The sequence below is a fragment of the Acinetobacter sp. P1332 genome (genome assembly GCF_044057475.1).
Lineage (GTDB): Bacteria > Pseudomonadota > Gammaproteobacteria > Pseudomonadales > Moraxellaceae > Acinetobacter > Acinetobacter johnsonii.
This window is the reverse complement of sequence record NZ_CP171157.1, coordinates 2,354,031-2,375,841: the sequence shown is the minus strand read 5'-3', so window position 1 is coordinate 2,375,841 and position 21,811 is coordinate 2,354,031. Positions and strand designations below refer to the sequence as shown.

Annotated in this window: 18 protein-coding genes, 2 tRNA genes and 1 pseudogene; 13 read left to right on the top strand and 8 right to left on the bottom strand. The window is 40.8% G+C overall.

The features are described from left to right. The first annotated feature begins 111 nt into the window (after positions 1-111). Both ACFN7Z_RS11665 and ACFN7Z_RS11660 read left to right on the top strand, forming a co-directional pair. Positions 112-342: a hypothetical protein gene (locus ACFN7Z_RS11665; protein ID WP_371746419.1), complete on the top strand. Its 231-nt coding sequence runs from the start codon at positions 112-114 to the stop codon at positions 340-342. 146 nt (positions 343-488) lie between these two features. Further along, positions 489-1,394: a YafY family protein gene (locus ACFN7Z_RS11660; RefSeq protein WP_058952090.1), complete on the top strand. Its 906-nt coding sequence runs from the start codon at positions 489-491 to the stop codon at positions 1,392-1,394. A 138-nt stretch (positions 1,395-1,532) separates the two neighbouring features. On the opposite strand, the gene ACFN7Z_RS11655 is transcribed toward ACFN7Z_RS11660, so the two are convergent. Then, a tRNA-Leu gene (locus ACFN7Z_RS11655) sits at positions 1,533-1,618 on the bottom strand. Between the two features lie 10 nt (positions 1,619-1,628). Then, positions 1,629-1,702: transfer RNA gene (locus ACFN7Z_RS11650), tRNA-Cys, on the bottom strand. 152 nt (positions 1,703-1,854) lie between these two features. Between ACFN7Z_RS11650 and folD the strand changes: the two genes are divergently transcribed. Beyond that, positions 1,855-2,703 carry a bifunctional methylenetetrahydrofolate dehydrogenase/methenyltetrahydrofolate cyclohydrolase FolD gene (folD, locus tag ACFN7Z_RS11645; RefSeq protein ID WP_058952089.1) on the top strand — a complete coding sequence of 283 codons (849 nt, stop codon included), beginning with the start codon at positions 1,855-1,857 and terminating at the stop codon, positions 2,701-2,703. A gap of 272 nt (positions 2,704-2,975) precedes the next feature. Beyond that, on the top strand, positions 2,976-3,662 hold the full coding sequence (locus ACFN7Z_RS11640) for a methyltransferase (RefSeq protein ID WP_058952088.1): 687 nt from the start codon (positions 2,976-2,978) through the stop codon (positions 3,660-3,662). A 25-nt stretch (positions 3,663-3,687) separates the two neighbouring features. On the opposite strand, the gene ACFN7Z_RS11635 is transcribed toward ACFN7Z_RS11640, so the two are convergent. Then, entirely contained in the window at positions 3,688-4,116 is a 429-nt protein-coding gene (locus ACFN7Z_RS11635) for a hypothetical protein (protein ID WP_058869220.1), read from the bottom strand. A gap of 172 nt (positions 4,117-4,288) precedes the next feature. Beyond that, a complete protein-coding gene (locus ACFN7Z_RS11630) occupies positions 4,289-5,608 on the bottom strand; it encodes an MFS transporter (RefSeq protein WP_058952087.1) in 1,320 nt (439 codons plus the stop codon). A gap of 537 nt (positions 5,609-6,145) precedes the next feature. Here ACFN7Z_RS11630 and glpD point away from each other — a divergent pair. Continuing rightward, on the top strand, positions 6,146-7,663 hold the full coding sequence (gene glpD / locus ACFN7Z_RS11625; RefSeq protein ID WP_010326281.1) for a glycerol-3-phosphate dehydrogenase: 1,518 nt from the start codon (positions 6,146-6,148) through the stop codon (positions 7,661-7,663). A gap of 468 nt (positions 7,664-8,131) precedes the next feature. Here the strand turns inward: glpD and ACFN7Z_RS11620 are convergent, their stop codons facing one another. Beyond that, positions 8,132-9,964: a phosphoenolpyruvate carboxykinase (GTP) gene (locus ACFN7Z_RS11620; protein WP_010326282.1), complete on the bottom strand. Its 1,833-nt coding sequence runs from the start codon at positions 9,962-9,964 to the stop codon at positions 8,132-8,134. Positions 9,965-10,379: 415 nt separating this feature from the next. Between ACFN7Z_RS11620 and ACFN7Z_RS11615 the strand changes: the two genes are divergently transcribed. From ACFN7Z_RS11615 to ACFN7Z_RS11585, 7 genes and pseudogenes are all read left to right on the top strand, one after another. Next, positions 10,380-11,303 carry a diacylglycerol kinase family protein gene (locus tag ACFN7Z_RS11615; protein WP_130235180.1) on the top strand — a complete coding sequence of 308 codons (924 nt, stop codon included), beginning with the start codon at positions 10,380-10,382 and terminating at the stop codon, positions 11,301-11,303. Then, complete coding sequence (locus ACFN7Z_RS11610) at positions 11,300-12,076, top strand: metallophosphoesterase (RefSeq protein WP_130235179.1); 777 nt, start codon at positions 11,300-11,302, stop codon at positions 12,074-12,076. The genes ACFN7Z_RS11615 and ACFN7Z_RS11610 overlap by 4 nt, the downstream gene beginning before the upstream one ends. Before the next feature lie 194 nt (positions 12,077-12,270). Then, the gene (gene groES, locus ACFN7Z_RS11605) at positions 12,271-12,561 is read left to right on the top strand and encodes a co-chaperone GroES (RefSeq protein ID WP_010326285.1); all 291 of its coding nucleotides are present in this window, start codon (positions 12,271-12,273) and stop codon (positions 12,559-12,561) included. A 67-nt stretch (positions 12,562-12,628) separates the two neighbouring features. Further along, entirely contained in the window at positions 12,629-14,263 is a 1,635-nt protein-coding gene (gene groL / locus ACFN7Z_RS11600) for a chaperonin GroEL (protein WP_004694331.1), read from the top strand. A 211-nt stretch (positions 14,264-14,474) separates the two neighbouring features. Beyond that, a pseudogene (locus ACFN7Z_RS11595) lies at positions 14,475-15,324 on the top strand (IS5 family transposase); the annotation flags it as partial. A gap of 698 nt (positions 15,325-16,022) precedes the next feature. Further along, complete coding sequence (locus ACFN7Z_RS11590) at positions 16,023-17,288, top strand: anaerobic sulfatase maturase (RefSeq protein ID WP_010326288.1); 1,266 nt, start codon at positions 16,023-16,025, stop codon at positions 17,286-17,288. Positions 17,289-17,409: 121 nt separating this feature from the next. Beyond that, positions 17,410-18,960, top strand: coding sequence for an arylsulfatase (locus ACFN7Z_RS11585; protein WP_171253706.1), 1,551 nt, complete (start codon positions 17,410-17,412; stop codon positions 18,958-18,960). A gap of 110 nt (positions 18,961-19,070) precedes the next feature. Here ACFN7Z_RS11585 and ACFN7Z_RS11580 read toward each other — a convergent pair whose 3' ends face one another. After that, positions 19,071-19,547, bottom strand: coding sequence for a copper resistance protein NlpE (locus ACFN7Z_RS11580; RefSeq protein WP_010326290.1), 477 nt, complete (start codon positions 19,545-19,547; stop codon positions 19,071-19,073). A 277-nt stretch (positions 19,548-19,824) separates the two neighbouring features. Here ACFN7Z_RS11580 and ACFN7Z_RS11575 point away from each other — a divergent pair, with 277 nt between their 5' ends. Further along, a complete protein-coding gene (locus tag ACFN7Z_RS11575; protein ID WP_010326291.1) occupies positions 19,825-20,421 on the top strand; it encodes a 1-acyl-sn-glycerol-3-phosphate acyltransferase in 597 nt (198 codons plus the stop codon). A 63-nt stretch (positions 20,422-20,484) separates the two neighbouring features. Here the strand turns inward: ACFN7Z_RS11575 and ACFN7Z_RS11570 are convergent, their stop codons facing one another. After that, positions 20,485-20,820: a hypothetical protein gene (locus tag ACFN7Z_RS11570; RefSeq protein WP_010326292.1), complete on the bottom strand. Its 336-nt coding sequence runs from the start codon at positions 20,818-20,820 to the stop codon at positions 20,485-20,487. A 165-nt stretch (positions 20,821-20,985) separates the two neighbouring features. Then, entirely contained in the window at positions 20,986-21,720 is a 735-nt protein-coding gene (locus ACFN7Z_RS11565) for a sulfite exporter TauE/SafE family protein (protein WP_010326293.1), read from the bottom strand. Between the last annotated feature and the right edge of the window lie 91 nt (positions 21,721-21,811).

Below are 21,811 nucleotides of genomic sequence, written 5' to 3'. Positions count from 1 at the left end.
AGAAAATAATTTAACAAAGATTAAAAAAAGATAACTGTTCGACACAACCTGTCAAAACTGTGGTGTAAATTTGCAACTAAATTTAAACCTGACAAATTTACGTGGTTTTAAATGAAAAATAAAACAGAAAAGAGGGTTGTCATGAAAATTTTATCGACATCATATACACATGCACATGGTTTCCGTGCGCTCAAGCGCTTGCATAAGGCGGTTATCTATAATAGTGTTTTACCTGATGAGTTACATAAGTTGTATAAAGCCTTAATTCATTTTGAACGCTATATAGAGCGATTAGCGCATCAGAAAACCGCTGTAAAGAAGAGGAAATCTAACAAACATTGAGCGCTTTTTTTGATAAAAACATGACATAGCTTGAAAGTTGACTGTTTGTCTTTTACTTAATATTATTCAGTGATTTATATTGAATATAATGCTTAGGCATTTAACTATAAATAAAGACACAACATTGATTGTGCAGCGAGGGCAATATGAAGCGTAAAGCTTCAACACATGAACGCCTTGCGGAGCGTTTAGCAAATATTTTGACTAAATTAAATACTGGGTATCAATTGGGGGTTGCAGAACTAGCACATGAATTTCAGGTGAGTACTCGGACAATAGAGCGAGATTTTGATCGTCTCAATACGTATTTACCTTTACTTCAAGATGAATATACCAAGAAGTACTTTTTAGATCCTGTTTATCTTGGGCGCTTTAAGCTACAAGACATTCAGAACTTTGCGCAGCTTTCTGGGATCAGTGAGCTCTATCCATCTCTAGATATGTCTTTTCTACGTGGCCTGCTTGATGAGCGTGCGAATCAAGTGTTCTCTGCCAAAGGTTATTATTATGAAAATGCACAGCAATTTGCTGAACATTTTCAGGTTTTTGCGGGCGCGATTCATAAGCGTCAAAAAATCAGTTTTATTTATAATGATCGTTTGCGCCATGTTGACCCGTATCGTTTAATTCATCATCAGGGAAGTTGGTATTTGGCTGCAGCTGTAGTTGATGAATTACGTGCTTATCGTTTAAGTAAAATAGATCAAGTGGTTGTACATGAGTCGGAGCTTTTCGAGCACCATTTAGAAGTTTTGACCCAATTAGAGCTTAGTGAGGGGATTTGGTTTGCAAAGCATAAGCAAACGGTCAAAATATCGGTGCGACCTGAAGTTGCTTTATATTTTAAGCAACGTCTGTTATTGCCAGAGCAACAAATTGTACTAGAAGATGCATCGGGTGGTTTATTAATTGATTGTCAAATTTGCCATGAAATGCAACTTTTACCTTTGGTACGTTATTGGATTCCATACATTAAAATTATTGAGCCAGCTCATTTTCAAGAAAAATTAGAACAAGATCTGCAACATTACTTATTACCACCCTTATCGTGATAAACGAATGAGATATTATTTTTAAGAGAGTCAATGTGCTCTCTTTTTTTGTGCATTGCATTATGCTTTTTCTGTAGGCATAAAAAAACCAGCTTAACGCTGGGTTCTTTATATGCACCATACTTAGAAGTATAAGAATGGTGCCCGAGGCCAGACTCGAACTGGCACGCTTTGTGGGCGGGGGATTTTAAATCCCCTGTGTCTACCGATTTCACCACTCGGGCTTTAACAAGATGGAGGCGGAGGTCGGAATCGAACCGGCGTCCACGGAGTTGCAGTCCGCTGCATGACCACTCTGCCACCCCGCCGCGTCTTGTTGATGCGTATATTAGCAAGCTCTGAAAAAAAAACAATAGCGCTTTCATTCGTATGCGCATAAAAACAGCATATAGCGAAAAATATTTAAAATTATCATGTATTATGTGCAAAATTGATTCATATCAACACTTGGAGATGTGCCGTGGCATTAGTTTTAGATGGTCGTGCATTGGCAAAAAAAATTGAAGCTGACTTGTTAACTCGCGTTGAAGCGCTCAAAGCAAAATCAGGTCGTACCCCAATTCTTGCGACTATTTTGGTGGGTGACGATGGTGCATCTGCAACTTATGTACGTATGAAAGGAAATGCCTGCCGTCGTGTTGGTATGGACTCACTTAAAGTTGAACTTCCAAAAGAGACCACCACTGAACAATTGTTGGCAGAAATTGAAAAACTGAATGCAAATCCTGATGTTCACGGTATTTTGCTTCAACATCCAGTGCCTGAACAAATTGATGAGCGTGCATGTTTTGATGCAATTTCTCTTGCAAAAGATGTGGATGGCGTAACGTGTCTTGGTTTTGGTCGTATGGCCATGGGTGAAGCAGCATATGGTTCTGCGACACCTGCAGGTATTATGACTATTTTGCAAGAAAACAATATCGAAATTGCTGGAAAGCATGCTGTTGTTGTAGGACGTTCTGCAATTTTGGGTAAGCCAATGGCTGCGATGTTACTTCAAGCCAATGCGACCGTAACGATCTGCCACTCACGTACTCAGAACTTAGCTGACTTTGTGAAACAAGCCGATATTATCGTGGGCGCGGTTGGTAAGGCGGAATTGATTCAAAAAGATTGGATCAAACAAGGTGCAGTGGTTGTTGATGCTGGTTTCCATCCACGTGATGGTGGTGGTGTAGGCGACATTCAATTGGTCGGTATTGAAGAAGTGGCTTCTGCGTACACACCTGTTCCAGGTGGTGTTGGCCCAATGACGATTACGACACTAATTCGTCAAACAGTTGAAGCTGCTGAAAAAGCTTTAGGTTAATTTTTATAAGACTCTAAAATCAGTTTTATGTTGGTGTTGGAGTCGTGACATCGTCATTTGCTGCTGTTCGAGGCCGGACCAAATTCGATAAAAATGTTTCTGCGAAGCATTAAATAAATGATGATTTCAGTCGAGTTCAGCAAATGGCAATGGTTTTGCCTACTTTTGTCGAAACAAAAGTAGGTCGAACCGAAGGTTATGCATATCATGCGTCTTAATGTGTAAGACTCCGTCGTGCGTTTATTAAAAAATTCTACAAATATAAAATGTCCATGAGCTGTACTTTCCAATTTCCTCAAGCACCTAAACATTTACTAAAAGCCTTGCATGAGGTGATTCCAAATTGTGAGCTTTTAGCTCAGCAACTTCCTGAGACATCCATTTCACTGTGGCTCATTCCTCCAGTATTTCCAACCGATAAACTGGATGATGAAATCATTCGTCGTATTTGGAATGAAACGCCATATTGGATCTTTTGTTGGGCTTCAGGTCTAGCCATGGCGCAGTGGTTACTGGCAGAGCCTCATCATGTCAAAGATAAGGTGGTGTTGGATTTTGGTGCAGGTTCAGGTGTGGTGGCGATTGCAGCCAAAATGGCGGGCGCAAAACGTGTGATTTGTTGCGATATTGATGCAGTTAGTTTAGATGCTTGCCGTGCCAATGCGGAACTCAATAACGTAGAGCTAGAGTATTTGGATGACTTATATCAATCTGAACAGGTCGATATTCTATTGGCTGCCGATGTTTTATATGACCAATGTAATCGTTTCTTTTTAGATGAGTTTTTAAAGTTTGCACCTGAGGTTTGGGTGGCAGATAGTCGTGTTAAAAATTTTAGTCATCCGCAATACATAAAGCTTGATGAGCGTAGTGCCACAACTTGGCCAGATCTAGATGAGTCACTAGAGTTTCGCAATGTGAGTTTTTATCGAACGTTGAATGTTCAAAAAGGGCACTAAGCCCTTTTTTATATATCAGAAGGTCTTAAGAGCACGTATAGCGTACAACATGTAGTGTGCTTGGTCGTGCTTCAAGTGACTCGCGTGTTGCAAAGTTTTCACCTTGGTGTAAGTCAGGTGTATTGCTTAAGCCAAAAGTGGCACGAGTTTGACCAATTTGGCGTCCATATTCGGGAACATCTGCTGCAGTATTAGGAATTTCATTAATACTTAAAATCGCCAATTTATAATTCTTTTGTGAACCTAAAACTTTTTGGCAAGCACGTTGTAATTTATTTTCATCGAGTTGCTGATTTTTACGAGCAGCAAGCGTATAAGCAAGGGTAGCACTCGACGCTGATTGATGTTCAATTTGATAGCCAACATTGCCATTGTACTGGCGAGGTGTGCTTTGACATGCAGATACTGCTAAAACGATACAGCTTAAGCCTAAAAGTTTATACGTATTTTTCATATAAAAAGTTCCTAACATTATTCTTGTTCTTAGTATGCCATACACAGGTGTAATTCACGATATTTCAATCGATCAAGTTTCGGCAAAAAAATTGATCAAACATAAAAAATGCCTTTATTCGAGAAGGCATTTTTTATGTTTAGCTTATTAACTTACACAGTCAATTTAAGCATCAATGATCGGTAATCATGCTGTGCTTTTTGGTGTCTTTCATAAAGATGTAAGTCAGTAGAGATAAGCCAATCATGAAGGTGATGTAGTAAAAGAAGTAGTTTTCATGTCCTGCATTTTTAAAGCTCAACGCCACAAGTTCTGCTGTACCACCAAAGATAGTATTGGCAATCGCATAAGGCAGGGCAACCCCTAGTGCACGAATATGTGCTGGAAAGAGCTCTGCTTTGACTACGGCATTAATTGCGGTATAACCCGTTACAATTACCATACCGCTCATACATAGCATGAATGCGGTTGTTGGACTGTTGGTTGAACCAAGACCGTTGAAAATTGGAATCGTGAACAGTACACCCAATACACCAAAAGTGATCATAATTGGTTTACGACCAATTTTATCAGACAGTGCACCCACCACAGGTTGCAATAGCATGAAGACAAAGATTGCAGCTGTGGTGATCTCTGTTGCTGTGGTTTTCTCAAAACCTGAGGTGTTGACTAAGTATTTTTGTAAATACGTGGTAAAGGTATTGAATGCCAGTGTTCCACCTGCAGTCAGCATAATTACGGTGAACGCTTGCTTTGGATATTTGGTAAATAAAGCAAGTGCGCTAGATTTTGGGCCACCATTTTTAGCTTGTTCCTGTGCATCTTTTGAGGATTGGGTTTCAACCAAACCACGACGAATCCAGAACACCACAATGGCAAGTACAGCACCAATGAAGAAGGGAATACGCCATCCCCATTCAGATAACTGTGCTTCGCTCATGGTGCGTTGTAAAATGATCAACACACACAGCGCCAAGAGCTGACCTGAAATGAGAGTCACATACTGAAAACTAGAGAAGAAACCACGATGGTTTTTCCCAGCCATTTCCGTTAAATAGGTTGCGCTTGAACCGTACTCTCCACCAACACTTAAACCTTGCAATAAACGGGCAAAGAGCAATAAGGCAGGTGCGAGCATACCCACACTGGCATAGGTGGGTGCACAGGCAATAATCAAAGATCCTACACACATTAAAGATACAGAGAGGGTAAGACCTGATTTACGTCCTTTACGATCTGCATAAATGCCCATGATCCACGCGCCAATAGGACGCATCAGGAAGCCCAGTGCAAAGACGGCAGCAGCTTGTAACAGTTTTACCGTGTCATCCCCTTCAGGGAAAAACTGTGGCGCGAAATATAAGGTAAATGCGGCATAGACATACCAGTCATACCATTCAACTAAGTTGCCAGCTGAACCACCGAGAATCGATTTTAAGCGGGTCTTTTTATCGATGCTTACTGGAGCAGTTTGGGGAGATAGATCAGTCACAAAAATTTCCCAAAGAGAAGTTCGGAAAATACATCTTTTAACTTTTTAAGTAGAAAAAGTTAAAACAATATATTTTAAGATTAAACAAAAAATTCTGTTTCGTTATACGCCCCTTATCCTTGGACTTCATTCGACTTTAGTCTAAATGTTGGTATGATTTATATGCTGTTAAGTTTTTCTAATGAATATCTTTATTTTAATGGGAAATTATCATTTTACTTATTCAAAACAAACTCTTGTGATTTTTTAATGTGTGAATAGTCAATTAAAATACAAGGGGTTATAGGGCTTTTTTATTTTATGGTGAATGTTGATTTTTAGAAAAGAAAGTGTTTTTTAGCTTGGAAATTAGTCGATTTTTCACTGAATAGTCAAAATTAAAAATTAAATTGTAAAAATAGATGCAGTTATTAATTTATTTAGAATAACGAATTTCCTCTGATCTGAATGGCTTTGGAGTATGACAAGGTTGGATTTTGATGTTAAGTTTAGCGTGAAGAACAAAAATAACACAATAACTCAATGAGAGAGGTGAATATGCAAGACACAGATGCCATTTATGATATTGCCGTTGTGGGCGCGGGCATCAATGGGGTGGGCATTGCAAATGACGCTGTAGGGCGCGGTTTAAGTGTTTTCGTCTGCGAAAAAGATGACTTAGCTAGTCATACGTCTTCAGCCAGTAGCAAGCTCATTCATGGTGGATTGCGTTATCTCGAACAAAAAGAATTTCGTTTGGTGCGTGAAGCGCTATTAGAGCGTGAAGTACTGTTAAAAAAAGCCCCACATTTGATCCATCCTATGCGTTTTATTATGCCGCATTTACCTTATTTGCGTCCTGCGTGGTTGATTCGTTCAGGCTTGTTTATCTATGACTATTTGGCAAAACGAGAAACATTAGAGGGCTCGGAGCTTGTTCATTTTAATGTCGATAGCCCGTTAAAAGACACCATTAAGCGTGGTTTTGAATATTCGGACTGTACTGTGGATGATGCTCGTTTGGTGGTAGTTAATGCAATTCAAGCGCATGAGCTGGGAGCTCAAATTCGGACACAAACACGATGTGTTTCTGCGGTTCAGCAGGAGGGTGTGTGGTGTCTAACCTTAGAGCATCAAAAACAACATTACCAAATTAAAGCTCGAACTTTGGTTAATGCAACGGGTGCATGGGTCACGGATTTTATTCAACAGCAACTGTCCAAAACCCCAAAGGCAGGCATTCGATTGGTTCAGGGCAGTCATATTATTGTGAAGCGTTTATACCCGGAACCGCATGCGTTTATTCTACAAAATGATGATCAACGCATTGTGTTTGTAATTCCTTATTTAGATGAATACAGCCTGATTGGTACCACGGACGTAGAGTTTGAGGGGGATGCAAATCATGTCCATATCACCGAGCAGGAAACTGCTTATTTGATTGATGTGATTAATGACCATTTCAAGCTTCAATTACAGCAAGAAGATGTAATCTCAAGCTTTGCAGGTGTAAGGGCATTGTATGATGATGCAAGTACACAAGCCTCTAAAGTGACACGTGATTATGTACTGGCGATATCTAAACCTGTTGCGGATGAAGCACCATTATTATCTGTTTATGGTGGAAAGTTAACGACTTATCGAAAGTTGGCGGAAGCGGCTTTGCTACAGCTAAAACGTTATTTTCCACACATGAAGGCGGAATGGACGGCTGAGGCAAAACTCCCAGGTGCGGAAGGTTTTAGTTCAGTTGAGGTTTTATGTGCAGAGTTGATGCATGAAATCAAAGGACTGGATTTTCAAACAGCGCATCGTTGGGCAAACAGTTATGGTAGTCGAGTGTGGCATATGCTCAGTGAGAACAAAGATGTACAAACTTTAGGGCAGTCTTTTGGCCATGGTTTGTATCAGCAAGAAGTGGATTATGTGGTGAAACGTGAGTGGGCCATCAGCAGTGAAGATATTTTAAAACGCCGGACTAAGCTGTATTTAAAATTTGATGCACTAGAAACCCAAGCTTTAGACCTCTACTTGCAGGATTTACACCTGCGTCGTCTGCAAGAGGATGCTGCATAGTATTGATTGTGTCAGGTTACATTTCATTCCGTTCTATTAAAAAAGCCGCTATTGCGGCTTTTTTAGATTTAAACTTTGATACCGCCGAGCTGTTTACAGTCTACAGGTGTCTTCCATTTTACAGCCGTTCCCCAAACGACTGGACGGACAATACGCCAAAGCGTTGGCTGGCATTGTAGTCAATGACGACGTAACACCGACTTGATTGTGCACGTTCAGCAAGACGCGGATAGAGTTCAACTATGCTGCCATAAGTGCTCTTGGCGACTTTGCTGAGCTTTTGATTTCAAAATTGAGTTGAATCGGAGGGGGCTTTGATCGAGTAAACATGAAGTGCTGGCTGAGTTGTTGCTACTTATTTTAGTCGCGATTGGCTGGATAAATTTTGTTGACTTATATAGTTTTAAAATTATAAATAGATTAAAAAAAGACCGCTTATGCGGTCTTTTTTTTGGCTTAATTTAAAGATTAAGCAGATTGCTTAACAGCATCTAAAAGTTCGTTTTGACGAGCTTTAAGTGCAGCTGGTAGGCGTTCACCAAGTTTGTCGAATAGTTCAGTGTGGCTTTCAAGCTCTTTGATCCATTGATCTTTGTCTTGAGAAGTCACAAGGTCAAACTGGGCTTTAGTGAAGTCAGAACCTGTCCAGTTCAACTGTTCATACGTTGGAACTAAACCAATTGGTGTTTCAACTGCATCAGCACGGCCTTCACAACGGTCAATGATCCATTCAAGAACACGCATGTTTTGACCGAAACCAGGCCATACGAAGTTGCCTTCAGCATCACGACGGAACCAGTTCACATTGTAGATGCCCGGAAGTTTGTTGCCCGCAGCTTTAGCTTTCGCTGCAACTTCTTCACCAAGCTCTAACCAGTGAGAGAAGTAATCCGCCATGTTGTAACCAGCAAATGGAAGCATTGCGAATGGGTCACGACGAACAATACCTTGTTGGCCTACGGCCGCAGCAGTTGTTTCAGAGCCCATAGTTGCAGCTTTGTAAACACCATCTACCCAGTCAAATGCTTCTGAAATTAGAGGCACTGTGTCCGCACGGCGACCACCAAAGATGAACGCTGAAATTGGAACACCGGCTGGATTTTCCCAGTCAGCATCAATAGAAGGACATTGACCAGCTGAAACAGTGAAGCGCGCATTTGGATGAGCCGCTTTTTCTGCGCCAGTGTGAGGTTGACCTTTCCAGTTGGTCAGGTTAGCAGGTGCTTCTTTAGTTAGACCTTCCCACCATACTTCACCATTGTCAGTTACCGCAACGTTGGTATAGATCACGTCTTTGTGAAGTGTAGCCATACAGTTCGGGTTGGTCTTGGTATTGGTACCAGGCGCTACACCGAAGAAACCTGCTTCTGGGTTGATTGCGTATAAGCGACCGTCTTCACCTGGTTTGATCCAAGCAATATCGTCACCTACAGTTTCAATTTTCCAACCTTCGTAGCCTGCTGGTGGAATCAACATTGCGAAGTTTGTTTTACCACAAGCAGAAGGGAATGCCGCTGCGATGTAGTGTTTTTCGCCTTGAGGATTAGTCACACCAAGGATCAGCATGTGTTCTGCTAACCAACCTTGTTGACGACCCATAGAAGACGCAATACGTAAAGCTAAGCATTTTTTACCTAGTAATGCGTTACCGCCGTAACCAGAACCGTAAGACCAGATTTCACGTGTTTCTGGATAATGCACGATGTATTTTTCAGGGTTGCAAGGCCATGCAACATCTTTTTCGCCATTAGCAAGCGGCGCACCAACAGTATGTACGCAAGGAATAAATTCACCGTCTGTACCAAGAACGTCATAAACAGCTTTACCCATGCGAGCCATTTTAGACATGCTAACTGCTACATATGGAGAGTCAGTTAATTCGATACCAATGTGCGCAATATGAGAACCCAATGGGCCCATAGAGAACGGTACTACATATAAAGTACGACCTGCCATTGAACCGTCAAACAAACCATTTAGGCGGGCACGCATTTCAGCAGGCTCTTCCCAGTTGTTTGTTGCACCAGCATCTTCTTGTTTTTCAGAGCAGATGTAAGTACGACCTTCAACACGAGCAACGTCAGAAGGATCAGAATTAGCAAGATAAGAACCAGGATGCGTTTCTTGGTTAAGCGCTTGCATTGTGCCGTTAGCGATCATCAAGTTGATATAACGTTGATATTCTTCTTCGCTGCCGTCACACCATTCAATTTTCGCTGGTTTTGTTAATTTTGCAATTTCTTCCACCCACGCAATAAGCTTAGGGTGACGAACGAATTCTGGTGCGTTCACTTGGGTCATGGTGAGGCCTATCTCAAATATGTACACGTTTGTACAAAGTACAATCTCAGCAATAAAATTTACTGCAGAGATGAAAAGATGAAAAAAAAGTGGCTGTATTAAAGCATAATTTGATAAAAAAAATAAGACCAAAGGCGTATCTAAATTATGAACAGCTCGATGGAGTTGCTTCATTTTAATTATTAAAAAACAATAGTTTGGTTAGATTTCTTGCTTTTATTTTGTGTATTTATTATATTTATGAGGATTATTCATTTAAGATATTAGTATTAAAATCATATGCTTGCATTTATTTTGTGATTGAGATTTATTATTGATTAAATAAATGGTAGTCATTTGAATTTTACATAACAAAACTGTTAAGTGTTGAATATTTGGACAAAAATAGAGCAATTACTTCAAGTTTAGGTGCAAAATGTCAGAGCAACTCAAACCTTTATCACTTATTTATAATAAAAAATCAGGTTTTCATGCCGCAAATAAAGATGAAGTGTATGAACAGTTGGTAGCAGATCTGAGTACTGCGGGTTTTGAAATACAGTCATTTGAGTTAAGTGAGTGCATCAACTTTGATCAGATGATGCAAGATATTTTACTACGTCATCGTCAAGCGGAGAATGTAGGGGTCGTGGTTGCTGCAGGTGGCGATGGCACTTTAAATGCTGTTGCATCTAAATTGATGGGAACGGATATTCCCATGGGGATCTTGCCGCTAGGTACCTTTAACTATGTTGCGCGAGTGCTGAATATTCCGTTGGATTTATTAGATGCGGCCAAAACAATTAGTGAAGGGCAGCCACGTTCTGTACATGTGGCACAGCTGAATCAACATATCTATTTGAACAATGCCAGTTTAGGGCTTTATCCTTTATTTATTCAAAAAAGAGAACAGTTTAATAAGCATTTTGGGCGCTTTCCATTGCATGCGTATACCTCAGCATTGGATGTTCTCATCCGCGACCGTAAAGAGTTAAAACTTGAAGTAGAAGTCGATGGACAGCGCTACCCAGTGAAAACGCCATTGATTTTCTTTGGCAATAATCAACTTCAACTGGCAGAAATGAAACTACGTATTGCCGAGGCGGCGGAAGCAGGCAAAGTGGCGGGCGTGGTAGTAGCAAAAAGTGATAAGCGGACTTTGTTCAAGATCTTATGGCAGCTGATTAAAGGCAATTTGGATCAGGCTTCCGATGTTTATAGCTTTGCAGCAGATGAAGTGATTGTTCATTCAAAGCGTAATAAGCTCACGGTTGCGGTAGATGGAGAAATTGTCACGATGACACCACCGCTGAAAATTACAGTACGTAAGCATGCGCTGAATATCATGGTTCCCGCATGATTTTACATTTGTCGGATTTACACTTTGGGACCGAACGCGAAGCCTGTTTGCAGGCCATTCGTCAGTTATGTGAGGAACATCCTTTTGAAGCCGTAGTGGTCAGTGGGGATTTGACGCAGCGCGCGCGGTTTATTCAGTTTTATGCTTGTCGACAGTTTTTAGACAGTTTAAAGCTGCCATATTTGGTGGTGCCGGGGAATCATGATATTCCGCTGTACCATGTGTGGAATCGTTTTTTCAGTCCCTTTGCACGTTATCAACTGTTTTTTGGGGGGATGGAAAACACCTTAGAGACTGAACACTTTTATGTTGTTGGGGTGAATAGTATTCGTCGGCGTTACCACACGCGAGGGCATATTTCACTGAATCAAATTCAAGAGATTGACCTGAAGTTGCAGCAAGCACCTGCACACAAAATTAAACTGATCGTCGCGCATCAGCCTTTTTATACTCCACCAGACCATAGTCATGGTGTGAAAGACTGTCCGATGCTTGGTCGTATTGCGTTGGAGCAATGGAGCCAACATGGTTTAAATGGACTCTTACATGGGCATTTACACCACGCTGCCGTTTATGATTTGAATCAGATTTATCAACTTGGGGTATCGCATCCTGTGCTGGATATTCATGCGGGAACGGCAACGTCTTATCGTTTACATGCGGGCTTGCCCAATAGCTTGAATATTATTTTGCCGAATGCTGATGTACAACATTTGAGCTTTAACGCTGAAACAAATCACTTCGAGTTGATGCAGCAAAATACTTCAGATTGAATTGAGTATCTAAACTTTGATGAGGTTTGCTTAAAAAGAGCGCAAAAATATAAAAATATTTTGTGTTTGCCCTTGAAGCGTTTTATTCCATCCCCACAAAAGTGTCATATCAAAATTTTGTTGATGACCTAGGAATAAGAAGTCATCTTCACATCGTAAACAACGGCATTTTAAAAATGTCTATGGAGCAAGAAATGAGCAAAATTCGTCCTTTACATGACAACGTTGTGATTCGCCGCGTAGAAAAGGAAACTAAAACTGCAGGTGGTTTAATTTTGAGTACTTCTGCTGCTGAACAGCCAGCTCAAGGTGAAATCATTGCAGTAGGCAATGGCAAAATTACAGACAATGGCGTTCGTGCTTTAGACGTAAAAGTGGGCGACAATGTACTGTTTGGTGCATATGCAGGCACTAAAGTTAAAGTTGAAGGCGAAGAACTTCTTGTGATGAAAGAGTCTGATATTTTAGCGGTTCTTGAAGGTTAATTCAGAACGTTCATTTGCTGTTTAAGCAATACAATTGATTAAAATTTAAGAATATTTGGAGTTTAGTATGTCAGCTAAAGACGTAAAATTTGGTGATTCAGCTCGTTCTAAAATGATTGCAGGCGTAAACGTGCTTGCAGATGCTGTAAAAGTAACTTTAGGTCCTAAAGGCCGTAACGTTGTGATCGACCGTTCTTTCGGTGCGCCGCACATCACTAAAGATGGTGTAACGGTTGCGAAAGAAATCTCTCTAAAAGACAAATTTGAGAACATGGGCGCTCAATTGGTTCGTGAAGTTTCTTCTAAAACCAATGACATTGCTGGTGACGGTACAACAACAGCAACTGTACTAGCTCAAGCAATTTTAAATGAAGGCATCAAGTCTGTAACTGCGGGCATGAACCCAATGGACTTGAAACGTGGTATTGACCTTGCAGTTAAAGCATTGGTTGCTGAAATTAAAGCAACGGCTAAACCAGCGTCTGATACCAAAGCGATTGAACAAGTGGGTTCAATCTCTGCAAACTCTGACGAAACTGTAGGTAAACTCATTGCACAAGCAATGGAACGCGTGGGTAAAGAAGGCGTAATTACCGTTGAGGAAGGTTCAGGCTTTGAAGATGCTTTGGACGTTGTTGAAGGTATGCAATTTGACCGTGGTTATATCAGCCCATACTTTGCAAACAAACAAGATACGTTAACTGCTGAATTAGAAAACCCATTCATTTTGCTTGTTGACAAAAAAATCAGCAACATCCGTGAATTGATTACTGTACTTGAAGCTGTTGCTAAAACAGGCAAGCCACTTTTAATCATCGCTGAAGATGTTGAAGGTGAAGCGTTAGCGACACTTGTTGTGAACAACATGCGCGGAATTATCAAAGTATGTGCGGTTAAAGCACCAGGTTTTGGTGACCGTCGTAAAGCAATGCTTCAAGATATCGCAATCTTGACGGGCGCGACTGTGATTTCTGAAGAAGTCGGCATGACTTTAGAACAAGCTTCTCTTCAAGACTTAGGTACTGCGCACAAAATCACTGTATCTAAAGAAAATACTGTGATTGTTGACGGTGCTGGTGACGCAGCTCAAATTGCTGAACGTGTCACTCAAATTCGTGCGCAAATTGAAGAATCGTCTTCTGAATACGACAAAGAAAAACTTCAAGAACGTGTTGCTAAATTGGCAGGCGGTGTAGCTGTGATCAAAATTGGTGCAGCGACAGAAGTTGAAATGAAAGAGAAGAAAGACCGCGTGGACGATGCGCTTCATGCAACACGTGCTGCTGTTGAAGAAGGTGTGGTTGCTGGTGGTGGTGTTGCACTGGTACGTGCTGCAGCTGCACTTGACGGCGTAAACGGTGCGAATGACGATCAAAACGTAGGTATCAACATTTTACGTCGTGCAATTGAAGCACCACTTCGTCAAATCGTTGCGAATGCGGGTGATGAGCCTTCAGTTGTGATCAACGCGGTAAAAAATGGAGAAGGTAACTTCGGTTATAACGCTGCTACTTCTGAGTATGGCGATATGCTAGAAATGGGTATTCTTGACCCTGCGAAAGTAACGCGTTCTGCACTTGAGCATGCTGCATCTGTAGCAGGTTTAATGTTGACAACTGAATGTATGATTACTGACGTTCCAGAAGACAAGCCAGCAATGCCTGATATGGGCGGCATGGGTGGTATGGGCGGAATGATGTAAGCTGCACCATATTATTTTAGATGTAAAAAGGCCGCTTAAATGCGGCCTTTTTATTATTTGTAAATGTTGGATTGGTTTGGTGCATAATGCTTAAAGTGGTTTAGTTAGGCTGTTAAATTAAAATAATTGATATTTTTAGCCATTTTTAATCTGAATAGACTTTGTTGCACAAACCTACTCTTAAGGGCTTCTTCATCAATATAATTTCTAAATGAAGAAGCCTGCACCTAAAATTTATCGCACAACTAATTGGCCTTTGTATAACTGAGCACTAATAAATAGAGGAAACATCTTCATTTGGTTTGACCCAACGACTCAATGGTATGCTCAACCACAAGGTAAGCAAGGTCGAAATCAAACTTATGCCGATGCCGCGATTCAGTGTTGTTTAATAATCAAATCGCTATTTCTACTCTCTTTACGCCTAGCCACAGAATTTGTTCAGAGCCTCATTAAACTTAGTGGATTAGATTGGACAGCACCAGATTATTCCACGCTGTGTAGAAGACAGAAGCATATTGATATTGCAATTCGCTATCAAAAAAGTAGTAATGGACTTCACTTGCCCGTGGACTCTACTGGCTTAAAGTTTTTAGGTGAAGGTGAATGGAAAAGGAAGAAACATCAGCCCGAATATCATCGCCAATGGCGTAAGCTTCACATTGGTATAGATGCTGAAACGCTGCAAATACGTGCAGTTCAGCTCACAACGAACAATATCAGTGATTCACAGGTACTCGGTGATTTACTTGATCAAATCCCATTGGATGAGCAGATTGATTCAGTCTATACAGACGGGGCTTATGACACAAAAACAATGCCGTCAGGTCATTGCAGATCGGCAAGCGTATGCAGTGATTCCACCTAGAAAAAATGCAAAGCCTTGGAAAGACAAAAAAGTAGAATCTTTAGAAAGAAATGAATTATTGAAAATAGTTAAACGCCTAGGAAAAATGATTTGGAAAAAATGGTCAGGCTATCATCGTCGTAGTTTGGTAGAAACCAAGATGCATTGCATCAAATTACTAGGCGATAAACTCAGTGCTAGGAACTTTCAAAGCTAGGTCAACGAGGTACATGCCCGTATAGCCATTTTAAGACCGAATTCATATCCAAGTTGTCACTTAAATTTGAGTCGCTTAGGGGTATTTTTTTAAATATTTGTGCAACAAAATCCTTTTTCAGCAAAAATTCCAGACGACGATAGGTCTGTATTCGCTGTATAGGAAAAGGCATTTTTTCAAATACACGCTAAAGAATAATAAGTTTTAGAACATGATCTGAATCCGAAGAAAGCTTTAATAAGTAGAGACCATAAAAAATACAATTACCATTCTTTTGAGTGGTTTTTCTATTTTCAAAGTTTGATAACGTGCTCTACCAAGCAATGCAACTGTGTGAGATGGGTCAGTATTTTTCAGCATGCCTAAATTGGAATTGGCTGTTGATTTTTACTCTTACACGGTAGCTTTGCTGATGACAATTAAGCTTAGGGATAAGAAGAGAATGAATTATAAAACATTGAAATTATCAAAATATCTGAAAGGTTATCTTATAGCAGCCTTCCTGTTGCGTGTTTAGCGGCAACAGTCACTCGGGTTAATCCATTCAAAATACAAAACGGCTCTGCTCTTTAGCAGACTTCATGTAGTGAATGGAATGAAACTCGCTAATCTCTTTTCGCAAAATGACTTGTGCACATGGTTATGTACAGTTGCGAATTAGTGCCTGAACGCTGAAAAAATGAGGACTCTAAAAAATGCGAATGATACCTATACAAGCTGAATCGCCGCCTTTAAAAAGCCTGCAAGTGCAGGGACAAACATATCGCTATCACGTGATGGTCAAGCCCTCTGGCGCACAGTGTAACTTGGACTGTAGTTATTGCTTCTATTTGCATAAGCAAGATATGTTGCATCAACCGAAAACTCCGCGCATGACGGAGTCAATGCTAGAGCTTCATATTAAGCAATATATTGAAGCACAAACTGGGGATGAAATTGTATTTAGTTGGCAGGGCGGTGAGCCGACCTTAATGAGGGTGGATTTCTTTAAACGCGTGACTGCACTACAACATAAATATAAGAAACCCAATCAACGCATTGAAAATGACTTACAAACCAACGGTATTTTACTCGATGAACACTGGTGTGCCTTTCTAAAAAAACATGATTATCTTGTTGGCTTATCCATTGATGGTCCAGCCGATTTGCACGACATCCACCGTTATAACAAAGGTGGTAAACCTACCCATGCCAAAGTGATGCATGCTGCGCAACTACTGCATCAATACCAAATACGCTTTAACGCATTATGTGTGGTCAATCGCGATAACAGCAAACGACCGCTCGATGTGTACCGCTTCCTGCGTGATCAGGTTAAACCTTACATGATTCAGTTTATTCCAGGCATGGAAAGTGCGCAGTTCCAACAAACAGCGCCAGGACACTGGAATCCAGCCGATTTACCGAAACTAGGCAGTACCGCAGCACAACCCGGAACTATTGATTCCGTAGTAACCGACTGGTCGATTGCTGCGGATGATTGGGGGAGCTTCTTATCTACTGTATGGAAGGAGTGGTTTGCTCAAGACTTTGGACAAGTGTTTATCGATCAATTTAAGAATGTGATTTCGATGATGTTTGGATATGGCGCACAAAAATGTGTATCTGGACAGATTTGCGGGAAGTCACTCGCAGTGGAGCACAATGGTGATTTATTTTCCTGTGATCACTTTGTCTATCCAGAATATAAGCTCGGCAATATTCAAGAGACCCATCAGGGGGATTTGGTTTTTGCAGAGCGACAAAAGAAATTTGCCTATGCCAAGTCAAACTCACTCCCAGAATACTGCCGCAAATGTCCATATTTACAACTGTGCTGGGGCGATTGTCCGAAAGACCGTTTCTTGAAAACCCCTGAAGGAGAAGTTGGCTTACATTACCTGTGCTCAGGCTTAAAGAAATTTTTTCATACCGCAACCACTTCCAAAAGTGAGATTGCGAAACGCTTACAACCACATTAAAAGAACCGTAATAACGTAGGGCAGGACGTCGCCCATAAATGATGAAGTATCAAATGATTGTGTGGATACAATTGTTTGAAAGTGAGTTTTTATCTGTTCCAAAAACTGTTAAGGAAAACATATGCGTAAAAAAATTATTGCACGTTCCATCGCTCTGGCAGGAGGGGCTTTGCTTTCAACCGCCCTGATGGCAAAAGCACCGAATATCTTGGTGATTATGTCGGATGATGTGGGCATGACAAACGTCAGCGCGTATAGCCATGGGGTTATGGGGTATAACACGCCGAATATTGACCGTATTGCCAAAGAAGGCATTATGTTCACTGATCATTATGCACAGCCAAGTTCTGCCGCAGGTCGTGCATCGTTTATTACGGGTCAGTATCCAATTCGTTCAGGTTTGACCACGGTAGGGCGACCAGATTCGCCTTTAGGGATTAAACCAGAAACACCAACGCTGGCAGAAGTACTAAAACCTTTGGGTTATATGAGTGGTCAGTTTGGTAAAAACCACTTGGGTGACCGTAACGAACATTTACCAACGGTACATGGTTTTGATGAGTTCTTCGGTAATTTGTATCACCTCAATACTGAGGAGACTTTTGAGCAATTTGATTATCCAAAAGATCCAGAATTCCGTCAAAAATTTGGTACTCGTGGCGTTCTACACTGTTATGCAAACACTACAGATGATGAAACGAATGATCCGCGTTTTGGTAAAATGGGTAAGCAAAAATGTAAAGATACGGGTGAACTTTCGCGTAAACGCATGGAAACGGTGGATGATGAATTCATTGCAGCCAGCTTAGACTTTATGAAGCGCAGTAAAAAAGCAGACAAGCCGTTTTTTGTATGGTTAAACCCAAGTCGTATGCACATGTTTACCCATTTACGTCCTGAGCATCGTTACTTAGCTGCTAAAGCCACCTCAGAAGATGATCTATACGGCAGCGGTATGGTTGAACACGATATGCAAGTCGGTCAACTCTTGGATGATATGAAGAAGATGGGGGTGTTGGATAACACCATCATTGTTTATACCACTGATAATGGCCCTGAGCACAGTGCAAAAAATCATGGTGGAACCACACCATTCCGTGGTGAAAAAATGACGACCTATGAAGGGGGAGTCCGTGTTCCAATGATGGTGCGATGGCCGGGACATATTCCTGCGGGACAAGTGAAACACGGCATTCAGTCGCATATGGATTTGTTTACAACTTTGGCGAATGTCGCAGGGAATAAAAATGTGGTCGAGGTGATGAAAACCAATCGTAAGCAAATTATTGATGGTGTAAACAATATCGACTATTGGACGGGCAAATCAAAAGAGAGTATGCGAGATAATTTTCTGTACTATCATGAATCGATTTTACGTGCAGTTCGTATTAATCAATGGAAAGTTCATTTTGAAACCAGTGAAAATTATTACGACCAATATCAAAAGCAAAAATTTCCAGTGATGTACAACCTTCGTCAAGACCCATTTGAGACTTTTGATAGTATTAGAGACCGTTCGGAGATTATTCAAACCAAGCAATGGATTTCTGAACCTTTACAGGCATTACTGGGTTCACACATTAAATCTTTGATGGATTATCCACCTGTACAAAAAGCTGCAACACTTGATTTTAGCGAGCTAATTAAGAATATGCAGACCCAAAAGCAGTAAACTCTGATAAAGGTGGCCGAAGTAATTCAGCCACCATTTTGATGTTTTGGTGAAATTTATGCTGTGATATATAAAGAAGCAATTTAAATCATTCAGAATGTTGCGAGTGTCTATTCTAAGGATTTGGTGAGTTTAAAGTTGGACTCAGGTTGATCCAGTAGTTGGCCTTTATCGCCACGCATTTCAATGAATTGCGCACCAATATAATAAATACGGCTATCACCAGATGAGTCGAGCTGTATCAGTTGATCAGAGTCATTCAAAAATTGAAATGAACCTTTCACTTCATTGACATAATTATTATTCGATTTGCCTAAAAATTTTTGTTTCAGCACAAAATGATGATCTAAGGTCAGTTCAAGTTCAGTGTCGATCCCAGAACAATCATGACAGGGTAGAACCCCTTGATATGTGCCTACCCAATCTAAGGCATTTGCTGTGTCTGGTGCATCCATCACGGTTGTGCTAGCACTGTCGTCCAGAGATGCCGTGACATTGTGATCTGGTGGAGGATTGTTTTCATTTGGCTTTGAGCATGCAGTTAACATGGTGAAAGATAGGCATAGTGCTAAAACAGTCTTTTGCATATACAGCACCTGATATTATTCAATGTTTAGTTTTACACTACAGTAGTGCAGGAAATGAATCTGTGAAGATCTGTGAGTGCTTCTGTATCTTCAATAAAGAATACTATTCACGTATTTTTACCTTTAATCTCAAAGACCCTGTTTTTTCTTGAAATATTTGGAATTAAATAAAATATACGTTTATAGATTAATTGTTGTTTTATTGAGCGTCTCGCCGTGTATTTGATCAGCAGCATTGCTAGAATCGGCGCGGATTTTCAGTAATGTGGTATTTTTTGTGTTCGAAAAGCTTGCAGAACAAAGTTTAGCCTTAATGGGGTGGCAGATTGATAATCATTGGGATTTGAATATCGATCAATGTGTAATGATTGCAGCGCCACATACCAGCAATTGGGATGCGCTGTACGCTCGTTTGGCATTAAAGGCCTTAGGTGTGCATGTCCGTATCACTATTAAAGACAGCTATATGAAACTGCCATTTGGGCCATTTGTTCGTGCAATGGGCGGGATAGGTATTGACCGTCGTCCGAAGCATGAAGGTGAACCACGTCCAAGTATGGTGCAACTCATGAGTGATCTTTTTAAAGAACACCCTAAGTTGGTGATGTTGGTCACCCCTGAAGGGACACGTGCCAAGCAGGAACAGTGGAAAACAGGTTTTTACCATGTTGCAGTTAGTGCAGGTGTTCCAATTGCGTTGGCCTATATGGACTATGCGAAGAAAAAAACTGGAGTGGGTAAAATTATTTATCCTACTGGTGATTATGAAAAAGATATGGCTGAAATTATGGCATTTTATGCGCAAATTTCTGCTAAATTTCCTCAAGATTTCAGTGTCGATACTCGCTATCACAACGACTCAACTGTGTCTTAAATTCGAATCATATGAAATAAAAAAGACAGCTTTCGAGCTGTCTTTTTTATTGCTAATCGTATTTTAAGGACTTTGCTGGGGATTGGGTAAAACCCCACCTAGTGATTGGCATGCGGCCGTATAACTTTGTAGCTGTGTTTCAATCACTTCGGGCAGGGGCAGGTCAAAAATTTGATCGCCATGTTGATAGCTTTCTACATAGGATTGGGCTTTTTGTTTGCTGCTGGCAAGCACTTGTTCATGATAACTGGTCATACTGCTGTGGTCTGCCTGATCGCGCTCTATATTTTGACAGTCAAAAGATTGGAGAAGTTTTTCGGCTTGTTTTATTTCTTTGGATGAGCTTATGGAGCAAGCACTGATAAAGCAAATACTCAGTAGTGCAAGAGGCAGTTTCATATATGGTGAGCGGTGGGTTTGAAGGTGTGCCAATTGTATAAAGATTTTTGGAGTTGGAGAAAGCCCAGTAGAGCTAAGTTGTTTAAAGATGAGCCTATTTTGACACAAAACACACAATTGCTGACCCAAGCCAATGCCAAAGTGCAGAGTCAGGTTTTTATAGCACTACAGAAAGCGATAGCTGATACATAGAAAACAGCCTGAACTAAACAATAAACCCAGTACCGTATGTTTGAACTGCCGCTCAGAAATTTTATAAAACAATTGCGCGCCGAGCATGGCAGGTAGACTCACACTCAAAAGTAAGATGCCCATATAGGGTAAATGTTGCAAGTTTAAATTTCCGCGGAGCAGATAGGTGAGTAAGGTGAATAGCTGAATGGCGAAATTAAAATGCCTTAAAATTGAGCGCTGTTGCTCTTTAGGAAGGTTTTTTAACATGACCCAAGCTGAAGGCAGTGAGCCACAAAAGCCTCCTAACCCACCCAATACACCTCCAAGAAAACCAATACTGCTATCGGCGTATTTTCCAGAGTTTTGAATGAAGCGAATCTGGGGATTAATTAACATCAATGGACACCAAAGAATCAAAAAAATTCCTAGAACCAGTTTAAAGGTATGTGCTTGAATGATGTCTAACAGATAGGTACCCAATGGAACGCCAATCAGACCTGCAAGGATATAAGGCGTAACAAGGCTTTTATCAAGTTGAAAGGCAGATTCCGACTTTAAGGAAATTAGGTGACTCCAGACTGAGGCGAACACCACCAAGGGCGCTGCGAGCTGAGGTGCCAAGATCCAGACCCAAAATGACATGGCAATTAAGGCAAATGCAAAGCCCGTGAGTCCCTGTACAAAACCCGCCACCATTGCACCTAAGATAAAGATCAACCAAGTCATATGCGATATATTTAAAATTTTAGCGAGTGTATGGTTTTTCGATCTGTCTACATAGTTTTAGACATGAAAAATGATTGAAACCTTAGCTTGA

What these genes read in the sequence shown, in the direction of transcription:
- ACFN7Z_RS11665 (WP_371746419.1), top strand. Translation starts at nt 112, where the DNA reads ATGAAAAATAAAACAGAAAAGAGGGTTGTCATGAAAATTTTATCGACA.
- ACFN7Z_RS11660 (WP_058952090.1), top strand. Translation starts at nt 489, where the DNA reads ATGAAGCGTAAAGCTTCAACACATGAACGCCTTGCGGAGCGTTTAGCA.
- ACFN7Z_RS11640 (WP_058952088.1), top strand. Translation starts at nt 2,976, where the DNA reads ATGAGCTGTACTTTCCAATTTCCTCAAGCACCTAAACATTTACTAAAA.
- ACFN7Z_RS11635 (WP_058869220.1), bottom strand. Translation starts at nt 4,116, where the DNA reads ATGAAAAATACGTATAAACTTTTAGGCTTAAGCTGTATCGTTTTAGCA.
- glpD (WP_010326281.1), top strand. Translation starts at nt 6,146, where the DNA reads ATGCAAGACACAGATGCCATTTATGATATTGCCGTTGTGGGCGCGGGC.
- ACFN7Z_RS11620 (WP_010326282.1), bottom strand. Translation starts at nt 9,964, where the DNA reads ATGACCCAAGTGAACGCACCAGAATTCGTTCGTCACCCTAAGCTTATT.
- ACFN7Z_RS11615 (WP_130235180.1), top strand. Translation starts at nt 10,380, where the DNA reads ATGTCAGAGCAACTCAAACCTTTATCACTTATTTATAATAAAAAATCA.
- ACFN7Z_RS11610 (WP_130235179.1), top strand. Translation starts at nt 11,300, where the DNA reads ATGATTTTACATTTGTCGGATTTACACTTTGGGACCGAACGCGAAGCC.
- groES (WP_010326285.1), top strand. Translation starts at nt 12,271, where the DNA reads ATGAGCAAAATTCGTCCTTTACATGACAACGTTGTGATTCGCCGCGTA.
- groL (WP_004694331.1), top strand. Translation starts at nt 12,629, where the DNA reads ATGTCAGCTAAAGACGTAAAATTTGGTGATTCAGCTCGTTCTAAAATG.
- ACFN7Z_RS11590 (WP_010326288.1), top strand. Translation starts at nt 16,023, where the DNA reads ATGCGAATGATACCTATACAAGCTGAATCGCCGCCTTTAAAAAGCCTG.
- ACFN7Z_RS11585 (WP_171253706.1), top strand. Translation starts at nt 17,410, where the DNA reads ATGCGTAAAAAAATTATTGCACGTTCCATCGCTCTGGCAGGAGGGGCT.
- ACFN7Z_RS11580 (WP_010326290.1), bottom strand. Translation starts at nt 19,547, where the DNA reads ATGCAAAAGACTGTTTTAGCACTATGCCTATCTTTCACCATGTTAACT.
- ACFN7Z_RS11570 (WP_010326292.1), bottom strand. Translation starts at nt 20,820, where the DNA reads ATGAAACTGCCTCTTGCACTACTGAGTATTTGCTTTATCAGTGCTTGC.
- ACFN7Z_RS11565 (WP_010326293.1), bottom strand. Translation starts at nt 21,720, where the DNA reads ATGACTTGGTTGATCTTTATCTTAGGTGCAATGGTGGCGGGTTTTGTA.